This window comes from Achromobacter colocynthidis, assembly GCF_057334535.1.
This window is the reverse complement of record NZ_JBHFIZ010000039.1, coordinates 565,260-581,115: the sequence shown is the minus strand read 5'-3', so window position 1 is coordinate 581,115 and position 15,856 is coordinate 565,260. Positions and strand designations below refer to the sequence as shown.

The following is a 15,856-nucleotide window of genomic DNA, read 5'->3' as shown; positions in this document are numbered from 1 at the left end:
GATAGAAAACTGGGGCGAACCGGCTGGATGCCGCGTCAGAACGTCACCATCACTTTCATCGCCTGATGCCGGTCAGCCGCCAGCGCGAAGGCGTCATGCACGTTGCGCACTGGCACCGCCGCCGTCAGCAGGGGCGACACGTCCAGCACGCCCCGGCTTAGATAATCCACGGCCCAGGCGTATTCATCGACAAAGCGAAAGCTGCCGATCACGGACAAGCTCTTCACCATGATCTGGTTGAAGGGGCATTGCTCGCTGCTGCCGTTCAAGGTGCCCACAGTGACGATCACGCCGCGCGGGCGCGTGGCGCGAATGCAGTTGGCCAGCCCCGCGTAATTGCCAGAGGCTTCGAAGCACACGTCGATGGTGCCCTTGCCCTCGGCCAGCGCGTCGATGGCGCCCGGGTCGGTCGCGGCGTTGAGGGTGCGCGTGGCGCCCACCCGGGAGCAAGTGGCCAGCGTTTCGTCCACGATGTCCACCACCGTCACCTGGCTGGCGCCCCCCCCCCCGCGCCGCCATCAAGGTCAGCGCGCCGATGGGTCCGGCGCCCACCACCATCACCGACTTGCCCAGCAGGCTGCCGGCGCTGCGTACCGCGTGCACCCCCACGGCCAGGGGCTCGCCGAAGGCGGCGAGTTCGAACGACAAACTATCCGGCACGGGCAGGCACTGCTTTTCCTGCACCACCACCTGTTCGCGCATCGCGCCCTGCATGTGCGGATACCGGCTGGCGCTGCCGAAAAAGTGCACGGCTTCGCAATGATTGGAATCGCCTTGGCGGCAGTAGCGGCACATGCCGCAAGTGCGCGCCGGGTCCAGCGCCACGCGGTCGCCCCGCTTCACGGTGGTGACGGCGGCGCCCACTTCAAGCACCTGACCCGAGGCCTCGTGGCCCGGCGTCAGCGGCTCGCGGATGACGAAGTCGCCCACCCTGCCATGCCGGTAGTAATGCAGGTCCGACCCGCAGATACCCACGGCCTTGATGCCCACGCGCACCTGCGTCGGCGCCAGCGGCTCGGGCGCCTGTTCGTCCAGGCGCAGATCCTGGGCGCCATGAATTGCGCAATTCAACATGCTTGTGTGCTCACTGCATGGCGGGATGCCCTATCGCCACCCCTGTGCGAACTCGCCGATGACGCGCTCAAGGTGAGCGCGCATGGCTTGCCTGGCCGCCTGCGCATCGCCAGCGACCAAGGCGCTGAAAATGCGCTGATGGTCTTCTTGCGATGCCTGGCGTAATTCCTTCGTATGGAAATGCTGTTCTATCTTTTTCCAGATAGGCCCTTGGGCCTGATCCCACATCGACGTCACCGTCGCCAGCAGCACGCTATTGCCGGTGGCCTGCGCGATATACAGATGAAAGCGGCGGTCAGCCGCTTCGTTGGCCGCCTTGTCCGTCATGTGTTCGCGCATGGTCGTCAGCGCTTCAAAGATGCGGTCCAGGTCGGCGTCGTTACGGGTGGTGGCCGCCAACGCGGCGATTTCGGATTCAATCAGGCAGCGTGCACGCAGCAATTCGAACGGCCCTGCCCCCGCTTCCTGCGCGGGCGGCAGGCGAGCAACGCCGGGCTTGGGTTCACAAACGTAGATGCCCGATCCGCCCCGCACTTCCACCACCCCTTGCAGTTCCAGCGCGATGATCGCTTCGCGCAGCGCGGTGCGGCTGACGTCGAAACGTTCGGCCAGCGCGCGTTCGGCCGGCAGCCGCTTGCCGACGGCGAATTCGCCTTGAGCGACCAGGGCCTGGATTTGCGCGGCCAGCCGCACATAGGCGCGGTCCGCCACCGGCTTGTTGGCGGGTTCTTCGAGTTTGGGGAGCAGTTGCAGCGTCATGGCATTTGAAAAGTGGTTCGACCAAATCTAAATTGGTTTACCAATTTTCAACATCATGGTTTACCAGTATCAAAGTGGTAAACCGTCGAAGCAAGCTGGAAAAGCGAAGCCTGCTCGACACACCCCGCGCCCACGCGGTATAGATGGCGGTTCCACAAAATCCGTGCCGGTAAGGAAAGCGCCATGTCCGAATCATCATCACAGCCCGTGTCCGCCAAACCCCTGTCACACCCGGCCGGCGACGATACCCTGGCCAACCTGACCGTCGGCCAGGCCGCCGCCCTGATCCGCGAAGGGAGCTTGTCCAGCGTCGCGCTGACCCAGGCCAGCCTGGACCGCATCGACGCCCATGCGGCGCTGAACGCCTTCATCACCGTGGACCGCGACGGCGCGCTGGAACAAGCCCGCGCCTATGACGCCAGGCCGAACAAAGGGCCGTTGGGCGGCGTGCCCATCGCCATCAAGGACAACATCCACGTGGCCGGCTTGCCCAACACGGCCGGCACGCCCGCCCTGAAATCGTTTCGCCCCGCCGAAGACGCGCCGGTGGTGCAACGGCTGCGCGCGGCGGGCGCGGTCATCGTGGGCAAGACCAACATGCATGAACTGGCCTTTGGCGTATCGGGCTACAACACCGCGTTTCCCGGCCCGTTGGGCGATGGCACCCGCAACGCCTACGACCACAGCCGCATCGCCGGGGGCTCGTCGTCCGGCAGCGGCGCGGCGGTGGGCGCGCGCCTGACGCCCGCCGCCATGGGCACCGACACGGGCGCTTCGGTGCGGCTACCGGCTTCGGTGAACGGCGCCGTCGGGTTCCGGCCGTCGGTCGGGCGCTACGACGGCACGGGCATCACACCCATTTCGCACACCCGCGACACCCCGGGGCCCATCGCCAACAGCATGGAAGACATCGTGCTGCTGGATGCGGTGCTGGCCGATGACGCCACACCGCTTGCCCCCCTGCGTTCGGAGAACATCCGCCTGGGTCTGGCCAGCTATTTCTGGACCGACCTGGCCCCCCAGGTGCGCGACGTCACGTACGCCGCGCTGCAAAAGCTGCGCGACGCCGGCGTGCAATTGGTAGAGATCGACATGCCCGAGCTGCCGGGCGCGAACGCGGCGGTGGGCATGCCGCTATGCCTGTACGAACAAAAGCCCGACCTGACCGCCTACCTGCAACGCTACGGCACGGGCGTGAGCTTTGACGAGGTGGTGGCGCAGATATCCAGCCCCGACGTCAAAGGCATCTTCGAAGGCTTGATCGTGCCAGGCGTGCTGCCCACGCCGGACGGCCAGGTGCTGGCGCTGCAACCGCTGTACGAGCGCGTTATCGCGGAACAACGCGATGAGCTCATCGACGTTTACCGCCGCGCGTTCCAGGAACACGAGCTTGACGGCCTGCTCTTTCCGACGGTGCCGATCCTGCCGCCGGCCGCCACGCCGGAAGCCAGCAGCTTCGAGGCGTTCAGCGAATTGGCCCGCAACGTGGACCCCGGCAGCAATGCCGGCCTGCCGGGCTTGAGCGTGCCGGCCGGGTTGTCGAAAGAAGGCTTGCCGGTGGGCTTGGAAATCGACGGACTGCCGGGCGAAGACCGGACGGTGCTGGCTATCGGGCTGACCGTTGAACGCATCCTGGGCCGCATCGCCCCGCCGAAGCCATAGGCAGGAATAGGCGGCGATGGTTGGGACCAGGCGCCAAGGGCGCCACTTGCCAGGGCCGGCGCTCAGCCCCGAAGGGCCAGCGACTTAGCCCAGGTTGGGCGCCAGCGTGCGCTTCAGGTCTTCGATGCTGCGACCGCTGCGCTTGGCGTAGTCCTCTAGCTGGTCTTCGCCGATCACGCCCACGTTGAAGTATTGCGAGTCGGGGTGGCTGAAGTAAAAGCCGGACACGCTGGACGCCGGGTACATGGCGTAGCTGTCGGTCAACATCATGCCGATGTCGCTGCCGTCCAGCACGCGGAACATGTCGGTCTTGACCACGTGTTCCGGGCAGGCCGGGTAGCCGGGCGCGGGGCGGATGCCCACGTATTTCTCGGCAATCATGTCTTCGTTGGACAGGGCCTCGTCGGGTGCGTAGCCCCACAGGTCCTGGCGCACGCGGGCATGCAGGCATTCGGCGAAGCCCTCGGCCAGGCGGTCGGCCAAGGACTTCAACATGATGCTGGAATAGTCATCCAGCGCCTTCTCGAATTCCGCTTCCTTTTTCTCGATGCCAATGCCCGCCGTCACGGCGAACATGCCGATGTAGTCCATCTTGCCCGACGACTTGGGCGCGATGTAGTCCGACAACGACTTGTTGCTGACGCCTTCACGCTTGGCGCCCTGCTGGCGCAGGTTGCGATACGTGAACAGCACTTCGCTGCGCGTTTCGTCCTTGTAGATTTCGATGTCTTCGTCGTTGACGCTGTTGGCCGGGTAGAAGCCCACCACGCCGTTGGCGGTCAGCCAGCGGCCTTCGACGATGCGCTTCATCATGGCCAGGCCGTCGGCGTAGACCTTGCGCGCCTGCTCGCCCACGACCTTGTCGTCAAGAATGGCGGGGAACGGGCCGAACAGGCTCCACGTCTGGAAGAACGGGCCCCAATCCACATACTTCACGATCTCGGCCAGGTCATAGCTCTTGAACGTGCGGCGGCCAATGAACTTCGGGCGCGGCGGCGTGTAGTTGTCCCAATCGATCACGGGACGCGAGGCGCGCGCGTCCGCCAGCGGCAGAATCGGCGTGGCCTTGCGGTTGGCGTGGCGGCGGCGCACGTCCTCATATTCCTGGGCCAGGTCGGCCAGGTAGGTTTCGGATTGGTCCGACATCAGATTCGTAGCCACGCCCACCGAACGGCTGGCGTCGGGCACATAGATGACCGGGCCGTCGTAGTTGGGCGCAATCTTCACGGCGGTGTGCACGCGGCTGGTGGTGGCGCCGCCGATCATCAGCGGCAGCTTGCGGCTGCGGAAGTATTCGTCGCGCTGCATTTCGCTGGCGACGTAGGCCATTTCTTCCAGGCTGGGCGTGATCAGGCCGGACAGGCCGACGATGTCGGCGTTTTCTTCCTTGGCTTTTTCCAGGATCTGCGCGCAGGGCACCATCACGCCCATGTTCACGACTTCGAAGTTATTGCACTGCAAGACCACCGACACGATGTTCTTGCCGATGTCGTGCACGTCACCCTTGACGGTGGCGATGACGATCTTGCCCTTGGCGCGCACGTCGCCGCCAGCGGCCGCGATCTGGCGCTTTTCTTCTTCGATGAAGGGAATCAAATGGGCCACGGCCTGCTTCATGACGCGCGCGGATTTCACCACCTGCGGCAGGAACATCTTGCCTTCGCCGAACAGGTCGCCCACGACGTTCATGCCGTCCATCAGCGGGCCTTCGATGACCTCGATGGGGCGCCCGCCCCGGTCAAAGATCTTCTGGCGTACTTCTTCGGTGTCTTCCACGATGAACGTGGTGATGCCGTGCACCAGCGCGTGCGACAGGCGCTGCTCAACGTCCGCCTTGCGCCAGGTCAGGTCTTCTTCGCGCTTGGCGCCAGAGCCCTTCACGCTGTCGGCAAACTGCACCAGGCGTTCGGTGGGCGTGCGCTCGTCGTCGGGCTCTGTCTTGCCGACGGGGTTGGGGCGGTCCAGCACCACGTCTTCAACCAGGTCGCGCAGTTTCGGATCCAGGTCGGCGTACACGCCCAACTGACCGGCGTTGACGATGCCCATCGTCATGCCTTCCTTGACCGCGTAATACAGGAACACGGTGTGGATGGCTTCGCGCATGGGCTCGTTGCCACGGAACGAGAAGCTGACGTTGGACACGCCGCCCGAGATGCGGGCGTGCGGCAGGTTGTCGCGGATCCAGCGGGTGCCTTCAATGAAGTCCACCGCGTAGTGGTTGTGTTCGTCGATGCCGGTGGCGACCGCGAAAACGTTCGGGTCGAAAATGATGTCTTCCGGCGGAAAGCCTTCTTCGTCGACCAGGATCTTGTACGCGCGGCCGCAGATTTCCTTGCGACGTTCCAGCGTGTCGGCCTGGCCCAGTTCGTCAAAGGCCATGACGACCACGGCCGCGCCGTAGCGGCGGCACAGGCGCGCGTGATGGCGGAAGGGCTCGATCCCTTCCTTCATGGAAATGGAGTTCACCACCGCCTTGCCCTGCACGCACTTCAGGCCGGTCTCGATGACTTCCCACTTCGAGCTGTCGATCATGACCGGCACGCGCGCGATGTCGGGCTCGGACGCAATCAGGTTCAGGAAGCGGTGCATGCAGGCCACCGAATCCAGCATGGCCTCGTCCATGTTGATGTCGATGATCTGCGCGCCGTTCTCAACCTGCTGGCGGGCCACGGCCAGCGCCTCGTCGTACTTTTCCTCGCGGATCAGGCGGGCGAACATCTTGCTGCCGGTCACGTTGGTGCGTTCGCCCACGTTGACGTACAGCGTGTCTTCGTCGATGTTCAGCGCTTCCAGGCCCGACAGGCGCGTCTTGACCGGAATGTCGGGCACGACGCGCGGCGTCAGCGACGCGACCTTGTCGGCAATGGCGCGGATGTGGTCGGGCGTGGTGCCGCAACAGCCGCCCGACATGTTCACCAGCCCGGCGCGGGCAAATTCTTCCAGCAGCGCGGACGTGTCGGCGGGCGTTTCGTCAAAGCCGGTTTCGGCCATGGGGTTGGGCAGGCCGGCGTTGGGGTACACGCAGACGTAGGTGTCGCAGATCTTGGACAGCTCGGCCACGTAGGGCCGCATCAGCGCCGCGCCCAGCGCGCAGTTCAGGCCGATGGTGACGGGGCGCGCATGGCGCACGGAATTCCAGAACGCTTCGACCGTCTGGCCCGACAGGATGCGGCCGGAAGCGTCGGTGACGGTGCCCGAGATCATCACGGGCAGGCGGATGCCGCGCGCTTCGAACACTTCTTCGGTGGCGAAGATGGCGGCCTTGGCGTTCAGCGTGTCGAAAATGGTTTCGATCAGGACGATGTCGATGCCGCCGTCCAGCAGACCGTTCAACTGCTCGATATAAGCCACGCGCAATTCGTCGAAGGTGACGTTGCGGGCGCCGGGGTCGTTCACGTCGGGCGAGATCGACGCGGTCTTGGGCTGCGGGCCCAGGGCGCCGGCCACAAAGCGCGGCTTGTCCGGCGTGCTGTAGGCGTCACAGGCTTCGCGCGCCAATTGCGCGGAAACCAGATTCAGTTCGTAGGCCAGTTCGGGCAGGTCGTAGTCGCCCTGCGCGATGGTGGTGGCGCCGAAGGTGTTGGTCTCGATGACGTCGGCGCCCGCTTCCAGATATTGGCGGTGGATCTCGGAGATGACGTCGGGGCGCACCAGCGACAGCAGTTCGTTGTTGCCCTTGACGTCCTTGCCGTGGTCGGCGAAACGCTCGCCCCGGAAGTCGGCCTCGCCCAGCTTGTAGCGCTGGATCATGGTGCCCATGGCGCCGTCCAGGATCAGGATGCGCTTGCCCAGCAGACGGGCGAATTCGCCGCCCTGGGTATAGGCTTCGGGCGGGTACGGCAGGCGGGGATATGACACGGGCAAGTCCGGATAAAGTGGCCAACGGCGGCGCGGATGTGGCTAAAAAGCGAAAAACGCCGGAAAAACAAGCCCTGATCGTAACAAAACGGGGTCTCTCGCGGCCTCGGGTGATACAGTTTCGGCCCCGAACCGGTGCTTTCGGCGCATTGGGCTGGCAAGAACGCAACACTTGCCGGTCCGCGTGCGAAAGGTAAACGGGAAACAGGAAGACGCCCCACGGGCCGCCGCCGCCTTGCCACACAGCAGGCTGCCGGCAGGCCCCGCGTCCAGCCTGTGCTGCCCCCGCAACGGTCCCCATGCGCGCTTTGCGCCCATGGCAGCCCGATACCGGCCAGTTCGATCGCCAGGAAGTCCATCGCCGCCACCCAGGCCAGCCTGGTCTGCCGTGGCGCGGGGCATCCTCCCATCGTGATTGGCCTGCGGGGTCGCGGGTCGCATCGAGGTTACGTAGATGAAAGCCCGCTCTATCCGGCGTTACGCCGGCGCCCTGCTCTGTTCCGCTCCGGCCATCGCCGCCGCTCAGCAAGCTGCCTCCCCCCCCCCTGAACTCGACACGGTCACCGTCACCGCCCAACGCGTGCCGACCGACGGCCGCACGCTGCCGGTGTCCATTTCGGTGATCAGCGCCGAAGACATCGCCGCCAGCAGCGCCCGCACCATGCAGGACCTGCTGTCGACCCAGGCCGGCATCAACCTGATCAACACCAGCAGCTCCAGCGACAACGCGATTGTCGACCTGCGCGGCTTCGGCATCACGGGCGCCAGCAACACGCTGATCCTGATCGACGGCGTGAAACAGAACACCAATGACCTGTCGGCCCCCAGCCTGGGCGTGGTGCCGCTGGACCAGGTGGAACGCATTGAAATCGTGCGCGGCAGCGGCTCGGTGCAATACGGCGGCGGCACGACCGGCGGCGTGATCAACATCATCACCAAGTCGGACTTCTCGAAAGAGCCGGTGACGGCCCGGGCCACCGCCACGTTCGGCAGCTACGGCCTGCGCCAGTACGACGCCGCGGTCGCGATGAACAACGAGAAGGTCGGCGTAGACGCCTACATGCAGTCGCTGCACAGCGACGGCTACCGCGACCACAGCGGCGAGCGTCGCGAGGGCGGCGGCGCCGGCATCACGCTGCGCCACGACAACGGCTCGATTCGCCTGTATGGCCGCACCACCTCGCAAAAGCTGGAACTGCCCGGCCCGCGCCTGATCAGCCCGTCGACCGGCGTGAACGAGTTCCAGGACGACCCGCGCGGCGCGAAGAACGATGTGGACTACGTCAAGACCACGTCCAACACCTTCGGCCTGCAAGTGGAGCAAGCCATTGGCGTGGGCATGCTGTACGCCGACCTGTCCACCCGCGAAAAGAAGCTGAACGGCCTGACGTATGACGGCTTTGGCGACACCTTGCGCGACCAGAAGCTGGAAGAGAACATCGCCAGCGTGCGCTATCGCCTGCCGATCAACGGCGGCCACAGCATCGTCTTTGGCGCCGACGCGCAGGAATCCAAGACCACCGCCAACCAGAACGCCTACTACGACTTCGAACCGTCGAAATGGCAGTCGCGCCAGCACCAGTACGGCCTGTTCGCCGAAGGCCTGATCCGCGCCACCGACAGCACCACGGTAACGGCCGGCGTGCGCCGCCAGTACGCCTCGGACGATCTGGAAGTGCTGAGCGGGTCGGGCACCGCGTCCGACCGCAGCAACCACCTGACCGCCTGGCAGTTGGGCGTGCGCCAGGAACTGTCGGCCGGCTTCGGCCTGTACGGCAAGGTCGGCCGCAGCTTCCGCCTGCCCAACGCCGACGAACTGCTGTCGGTGCAAAGCCCGCTGGCCCCGCAAACGTCCATCGACAAGGAAATCGGCGTGACGTGGCAAGGGCAGGCCAGCAGCGCCCGCCTGTCGTACTTCCGCTATGACCTCACCAACGAAATCCAGTACAACCCGCTGGCCGACGGCATGTGGGGTCCGGGCACCGGCGCCAACACCAACCTTGACCCGACCCGCCGCCAAGGCATCGAACTGGAAGGCCGCACCGCCGTGTCCAGCAGCGTCACGCTGGATGCCAACCTGACCTGGATGGAAGCGCAATTCCGCTCGGGCACCTACGCGGGCGTGGACCTGGCCGGCAAGACCGTGCCGCTGGCGCCCAAGTGGCTGGCCAACGCCGGCGTGACCTGGCGCCCCACCGATGCGTTCCTGTGGAACGTGTCGGCGCAGTACGTGGGCAAGTCGCGCATGGACAACGACCAAGCCAACCAGTTCGACAAGGAACTGGACGCCTATGTGCTGTTCAACACGAAGGTGGCCTACAAGTTCACGCGCAACATCGAAGGCGCCATCGGCGTGAACAACATCTTCGATCGCCAGTACGCCACCTACGGCATACGCGGCGGCAATGCATCGTTCGAAATGCTGGGGCCGGTTGCCAACTACAACCTGTACCCGGCGCCGGGACGCAATTTCTACGCGTCGCTCACGCTGCGCTATTGATGGCGGACATCCGATATAGTCGGCGTTCTTCGCTGACCTTATCGGCTCTTGCATGACGTTCGCACGCGCATTGACCCGCCCCTGCCCGGGGCGGTCCCTGAAGCGGTCCCTGGGCCTTCTGCTGGCCCAGGGCGCCCTGCTGGCTTCGGCGGCGACCATGGCCGCAACGCCCGCCGGCACCGCCATCCACACGCAGGACGACAAGGGCCGCCCGGTTTCCCTGGCCGCGCCCGCGCGCCGCGCCATCACGCTGGCCCCGCATGCGACTGAACTGGTTTACGCCGCCGGCGCGGGCGACTATCTGGCCGCCACCATCCGCGGCAGCGACTACCCCCCGGCCGCGCGCCAGGTGCCCGTGATCGGCGACGGCACGCAACCCGACGCCGAGCGCGTGGCCGCCGTCCGCCCCGACCTGCTGATCGCCTGGCAACCCACCGCCGCGCAACCTGTCGTGCGCGTCATGGACAAGCTGGGCGTGCCGGTGTTCTACAGCGACCCCTTGACGCTGGCCTCCATTCCCGACGCCGTGGAACGCATGGGTGTGTTGTTCGGCACCCAGGCACAAGCCCAACCGGCCGCCGCGCAACTGCGCGCGCGCCTGGCCGCCCTGACCGCGCGCTACGCTGGCCGCCGGCCGGTGCGCGTCTTCATCCAGGCCGGGCTGGACCCGATCTACACCTTGAACGACAGCAGCATCGTCAGCGACGCGCTGCGCATCTGCGGCGGGGTGAACGTGTTTGGCCAAGCGCCCATCGTGGCCCCCCAGGTCAGCCTGGAAGGCGTGCTGGCGGCCCGGCCCGAGGCCGTGCTGGCGGGCGTGAGCCGGCCTGAAGACACCGCCCGCAACCTGGCCGCGTGGCAGGCGCTGGGGCTGCCCGCCGCCCGCCTGGGGCACGTGTACGGCGTGGATGCCGACGCACTGTATCGGCCGGGGCCGCGCCTGATCGACGCGGCCGAGGCCATCTGCGCCGACCTGGACCGGCTGCGCTGATCCGTTCTTGCTGATCCGTTCTTGGCGATCCCTTTTTGCTGCTCCGTTCCTGGCGATCCCTTCTTGCTGATCCGTTCTTGGCAATTACCACAATCCTTGAAAAACGGAACGCGGCTTCCCAGGGACTTCCGCGTGCAGCGCGACATCGTGCTTTATCATTCGCAAAAGCCTCTCAGTCAGCCTCCGCGGGCATCGCTGTGCGCACCCGCCCTTTGAAACACCGCCATGACCACACAAGACACTCTCACCATCGCCGGACGCGCCTATTCGTCGCGCCTGCTCGTCGGCACCGGCAAGTACAAGGACTTTGAACAGACCCGCGCGGCGCTGGACGCCAGCGGCACGGAAATCGTCACCGTCGCCATCCGCCGCACCAACATCGGCCAGAACGCGGGCGAACCGAACCTGCTGGACTACGTCCCGCCGTCCAAATTCACGCTACTGCCCAACACCGCCGGCTGCTACAGCGCCGATGACGCCGTGCGCACGCTGCGCCTGGCGCGCGAACTGCTGGACGGCCACGATCTCGTCAAGCTGGAAGTGCTGGGCGACCCGCACACCCTGTTCCCCAACATGCCCGAAACCTTGAAGGCCACCAAGACGCTGGTCGACGAAGGCTTCAAGGTCATGGTCTATTGCACCGATGACCCCATCCAGTGCCGCATGCTGGAAGACATGGGCGCCGTGGCCGTGATGCCGCTGGCGTCCCTGATCGGCTCGGGCATGGGCATCCTGAACCCGTGGAACCTGCGCCTGATCATCGACCAGGCCCGCGTGCCGGTCGTGGTGGACGCCGGCGTGGGCACCGCGTCCGACGCCGCCATCGCCATGGAACTGGGTTGCGACGCCGTGCTGATGAACACCGCCATCGCCGCCGCGCAAGACCCGATCCTGATGGCCAGCGCCATGAAGAAGGGCGTGGAAGCCGGCCGCGAGGCCTTCCTGGCCGGCCGCATGCCCAAGAAGCTGTACAGCGGCGCGCCCAGCTCGCCCACCGAAGGGCTGATCACCGGCGGCCCGGGCGCGGCGAAATGAGTTCGCGCCAACAGGACGGCAACGCCCGTCCCATTCCCAACGCGCTGACCATCGCCGGCGTCGACCCGTCCGGCGGCGCCGGCATCCTGGCCGACGTCAAGGCCATGAGCGCGCTGGGCGCCTATGGTTGCGCCATCATCGCGGCGCTGACGGCGCAGAACACCAAGGGCGTCACCGGTATCTCGGCCGTGCCGCCCGCTTTCGTGGGCTTGCAGATCGACACGCTGTTCGCCGACGTGCGCATCGACGCGGTCAAGATCGGCATGCTGGGCCAGTACCCGGTGATTGAAGTGGTAGCCGAAAAGCTGGCCAAGTGGACCCCGGCGCATGTGGTGCTGGACCCGGTCATGGTGGCCAAAAGCGGCGACCTGCTGCTGGAGAACGACGCCGTGGGTGCCATGCGCGAGGCGCTGCTGCCGCAGTGCACGATGCTGACGCCCAACTTGCCCGAAGCCGGCGTGCTGCTGGAAGAGCGGCCGGTGGAAACCGTCAAGGAAATGCGGCGCGTGGCCGAACGCCTGCGCAACAAGCTGGCGCATTCGGGTGAACGCTGGGTGCTGGTCAAGGGCGGGCATCTGCCCGGCAATGAAACCATCGACCTGCTGCACGACGGCGACCGCATGATCGAACTGCCCGGCCACCGCATTGAAACGGCCAATACCCACGGCACCGGCTGCACCTTGTCGGCGGCGCTGGCGGCCTTGTTGCCCCAAATTGGGGACGTACCCGAGGCCGCTCGCCGCGCCAAGGCGTATCTGACCGAAGCCATCCGCCACGCCGAGCGCCTGTCGGTGGGGTCGGGCCATGGCCCGGTGCATCACTTCCACGCCTGGTGGTAGGCGCCTAGACCAAGCCTGCTTTTTGCCAGAGACCTCGCGGCGCTTTTCGAAGCGCCGCGCGCATTTCCGGAGGCTGGATTCGGGGCGCGGTCCGGCCTGAAACAGGTGCCTGCGGCGCGCGCCGTCACAGGACGCTACGAATCGGTACAATGGCCGGCTGATTCCTCTGTTTTTTCCTGACCGTCATGAACGCTTCGACCCTGCCCGACGTAGAACAAGCCCGCTTCAATATGGTGGAACAGCAGATCCGCCCTTGGGACGTCCTGGACGCCAACGTGCTGCAAGCGCTGTTCGATGTGCGCCGCGAACAATTCGTTCCGCCGGCCCTGCGCGCCCTGGCGTTTTCCGACCTGGAACTGCCGCTTGAAATCAATGCGGTCAACACCCGCCAGACCATGCTCGCCCCCAAGGTTGAAGCCCGTCTGGCGCAAGAACTGCAATTGACCAAGTCCGACTGTGTGCTGGAGATCGGCACCGGTTCCGGCTACCAGGCCGCGCTGCTGGGCTATCTGGCCCAACAGGTGACCTCGGTTGAAATCGACAGCCGCCTGGTGACGTTCGCGCAGCAGAACCTGCAAATGAACAACGTCACCAACGTGAAGGTTGAAACCGGCGACGCCCGCAACGGCTGGGGCTCCACCGAATACGACGCCATCCTGGTCACGGGTTCGGTGCCGGTCGTGCCGGACGCGCTCAAGTATCAATTGCGCGTGGGCGGCCGTCTGGTCGTTATCGTGGGCCAGGCTCCCGTCATGACGGCCTGTCGCATTACCCGCACCACCGCCGCCAGCTTCGAAACGGTGAACCTGTTCGAAACCGTGATCAAGCCGCTGCGCGGCGTTGCGGTGTCGCAGTTCAAGTTCTAAACCCCCTCCCTGCCGCCCCGCGCCCGCCCCGCATCGGGGCCAGCGCATTCCGGGGCGGCCCGGCGTATCGTTGAAAATCATGCGCGTCCGACTGCTTACGGCTTTACTGGTATTTACCTGCGCCGCAAGCGTCGCGCCGTCACCCGCGTTCGCGCAGAACCTGATCCAGGTCTGGCAAGCCGCGCTGGGCAATGACCCGACCTACGCCGCCGCCCGCGCCAACTATCGCGCCGGGCTGGAAAAAGAACCCCAAGCCCGTTCGCTACTGCTGCCGCTGATCACGGCGGAAGCCGGTGGCGCCTACCAGGAAACGCGCAGCACGCGCGGCCTGGGCGTGTCGTATAGCGGCGGGCGCGGCGTCTGGGATCTGGCGCTGACCCAGCCTCTGTTTGATTGGGGCCGCTGGCAGAACTACGAACAGTCCAAGCTGATCGTTGCCGATGTCGAGGTGCAACTACAGCAGGCCTATCAAGACTTGCTGCTGCGTGTTGCCGATGCGTATTTCAACGTGCTGTATGCGCAAGACGCGCTGACCGCCACCGAGGCCGAGAAGGCCGCCGTGGCCGGTCAACTGGAATCGGCGAAGCGCAATTTCGAGTTAGGCAATTCCACGGTCACCGACACGTATGAAGCACAGGCGCGCTACGACCTGGTGGTGGCGCAGGAACTACGCCTGCAGAACGATCTGGACGTACGCCGCGACGAGCTCGCCAAGATCATCGGCTCACCGCCTGGCGCGCTGGCCGAACTGCCCTACGGCGTGCAATTGCCCGCGCCCCAGCCCGCCCGCGTCAACGACTGGAGCACACAAGCCGAGTCGTCCAGCCTGGAAGTGCTGCGCGCGCAGTTGCTGACCCGCATCGCGGGGCGAGAGATCCAGATCGCCAAGAGCGGCCACTACCCCAGCCTGAACCTGCGCGCCACCAGCGGCAGCGCCAGCGACGCGGTCATGCGCAATGCCGCGCCGGGCAAACCGATCGACAACACGGTGGGCGTGGTGCTGTCGATTCCGCTGTATTCGGGTGGCGGCGTGTCGTCGCAAGTGACCGAAAAGGTGCAGTTGGAACAGAAGGCCCGCCACGATTTCGAAACCGCGCGCCGGCAAGCAATTCAAGCTGCGCGGCAGTATTACACCGGTGTGACGAGTGGGCTGGCACGTATCCAAGCGCTGGAAGCGGGCGAGAAGTCCAGCCGGGCCGCGGTGGAAGCCAACCGCACGGGCTACGAAGTGGGCGTGCGTATCAACCTGGATGTGTTGAACGCGCAGCAACAGCTTTATGCGACGCAACGGGATCTGGCGCTGGCGAGGTATAGCACGGTGTTGTCGGGGTTGAGGTTGAAGGCAACCAGCGGGATTCTGGCCGAGACGGATCTGGAAGCAATCAATCGATTGTTGAGGGAACCGCGGTAAGGGGGTGATGGGTTGCGCGCGATGGGTAATGGGTTGCGCGCGATGGGCGCTTGGTCGTTCATGACCGATGTACCGCGCTTCACCCATCCTACGCATCAAGGACGGGATGCCCCGCTCGTAGGATGGGTGTAGCGCGCGATACCCGTCGCAAGAACCCGGCCGAAGATCGCGCGTAACCCATCGCGCGGACGTTGCTGATGGGTTACGCGCGACAGACGCCAATTTTTGCGGGCCGGCGGTGCCGCGCTTCACTCATCCTACGCATCAAGGACAGGATGCCCCGCTCGTAGGATGGGTGGAGCGCGCGATTCCCGTCGCCAGAACCCGGCCGAAGATCGCGCGTAACCCATCGCGCGGACGTTGCTGATGGGTTGCGCGCGACAGACGCCAATTTTCGCGGGCCGGCGGTGCCGCGCTCCACCCATCCTACGCATCAAGGACAGGACGCCCGCTCGTAGGATGGGTGTAGCGCGCGATTCCCGTCGCAAGAACCCGGCCGAAGATCGCGCGTAACCCATCGCGCGGACGTTGCTGATGGGTTGCGCGCGACAGACGCCAATTTTCGCGGGCCGGCGGTGCCGCGCTTCACCCATCCTACGCATCAAGGACAGGACGCCCCGCTCGTAGGATGGGTGGAGCGCGCGATACCCGTCACAAGAACCCGGCCGAAGATCGCGCGTAACCCATCGCGCGGACGTTGCTGATGGGTTACGCGCGACAGCCGCCAATTTTCGCGGGCCGGCGGTGCCGCGCTCCACCCATCCTACGCATCAAGGACAAGACGCCCGCTCGTAGGATGGGTGTAGCGCGCGATACCCGTCGCAAGAACCCGGCCGAAGATCGCGCGGAACCCATCAGCTT

General features: G+C 65.6%; 9 protein-coding genes and 1 pseudogene. 7 read left to right on the top strand and 3 right to left on the bottom strand.

Annotation, left to right across the window (positions count from 1 at the left end; genetic code table 11):
* Positions 1–35: 35 nt before the first annotated feature.
* Both ACE04A_RS29050 and ACE04A_RS29045 read right to left on the bottom strand, forming a co-directional pair.
* Positions 36–1,074 (bottom strand): annotated as a pseudogene (locus ACE04A_RS29050) (L-idonate 5-dehydrogenase).
* Positions 1,075–1,104: 30 nt separating this feature from the next.
* Entirely contained in the window at positions 1,105–1,833 is a 729-nt protein-coding gene (locus ACE04A_RS29045) for a FadR/GntR family transcriptional regulator (RefSeq protein WP_259252892.1), read from the bottom strand.
* Between the two features lie 183 nt (positions 1,834–2,016).
* Here ACE04A_RS29045 and iaaH point away from each other — a divergent pair, with 183 nt between their 5' ends.
* On the top strand, positions 2,017–3,495 hold the full coding sequence (gene iaaH / locus ACE04A_RS29040; RefSeq protein ID WP_448717007.1) for an indoleacetamide hydrolase: 1,479 nt from the start codon (positions 2,017–2,019) through the stop codon (positions 3,493–3,495).
* A gap of 84 nt (positions 3,496–3,579) precedes the next feature.
* Here iaaH and metH read toward each other — a convergent pair whose 3' ends face one another.
* Positions 3,580–7,353 (bottom strand): methionine synthase, encoded by a 3,774-nt coding sequence (gene metH, locus ACE04A_RS29035; RefSeq protein WP_279995115.1) that lies wholly within the window; start codon positions 7,351–7,353, stop codon positions 3,580–3,582.
* Between the two features lie 454 nt (positions 7,354–7,807).
* Here metH and ACE04A_RS29030 point away from each other — a divergent pair, with 454 nt between their 5' ends.
* The 6 genes from ACE04A_RS29030 to ACE04A_RS29005 all read left to right on the top strand — a co-directional run bounded on the left by ACE04A_RS29030 (position 7,808) and on the right by ACE04A_RS29005 (position 14,995).
* On the top strand, positions 7,808–9,853 hold the full coding sequence (locus ACE04A_RS29030; protein ID WP_485820772.1) for a TonB-dependent receptor: 2,046 nt from the start codon (positions 7,808–7,810) through the stop codon (positions 9,851–9,853).
* A gap of 52 nt (positions 9,854–9,905) precedes the next feature.
* Positions 9,906–10,844, top strand: a complete 939-nt coding sequence (locus ACE04A_RS29025; protein ID WP_485820771.1) for a cobalamin-binding protein — start codon at positions 9,906–9,908, stop codon at positions 10,842–10,844.
* A 225-nt stretch (positions 10,845–11,069) separates the two neighbouring features.
* Positions 11,070–11,879: a thiazole synthase gene (locus ACE04A_RS29020; protein WP_259252887.1), complete on the top strand. Its 810-nt coding sequence runs from the start codon at positions 11,070–11,072 to the stop codon at positions 11,877–11,879.
* Complete coding sequence (thiD, locus tag ACE04A_RS29015; RefSeq protein WP_100853306.1) at positions 11,876–12,718, top strand: bifunctional hydroxymethylpyrimidine kinase/phosphomethylpyrimidine kinase; 843 nt, start codon at positions 11,876–11,878, stop codon at positions 12,716–12,718. The genes ACE04A_RS29020 and thiD overlap by 4 nt, the downstream gene beginning before the upstream one ends.
* 185 nt (positions 12,719–12,903) lie before the next feature.
* Positions 12,904–13,584, top strand: coding sequence for a protein-L-isoaspartate O-methyltransferase family protein (locus ACE04A_RS29010; protein ID WP_050449103.1), 681 nt, complete (start codon positions 12,904–12,906; stop codon positions 13,582–13,584).
* Positions 13,585–13,663: 79 nt separating this feature from the next.
* A complete protein-coding gene (locus tag ACE04A_RS29005) occupies positions 13,664–14,995 on the top strand; it encodes a TolC family outer membrane protein (RefSeq protein WP_485820770.1) in 1,332 nt (443 codons plus the stop codon).
* Positions 14,996–15,856 lie beyond the last annotated feature (861 nt).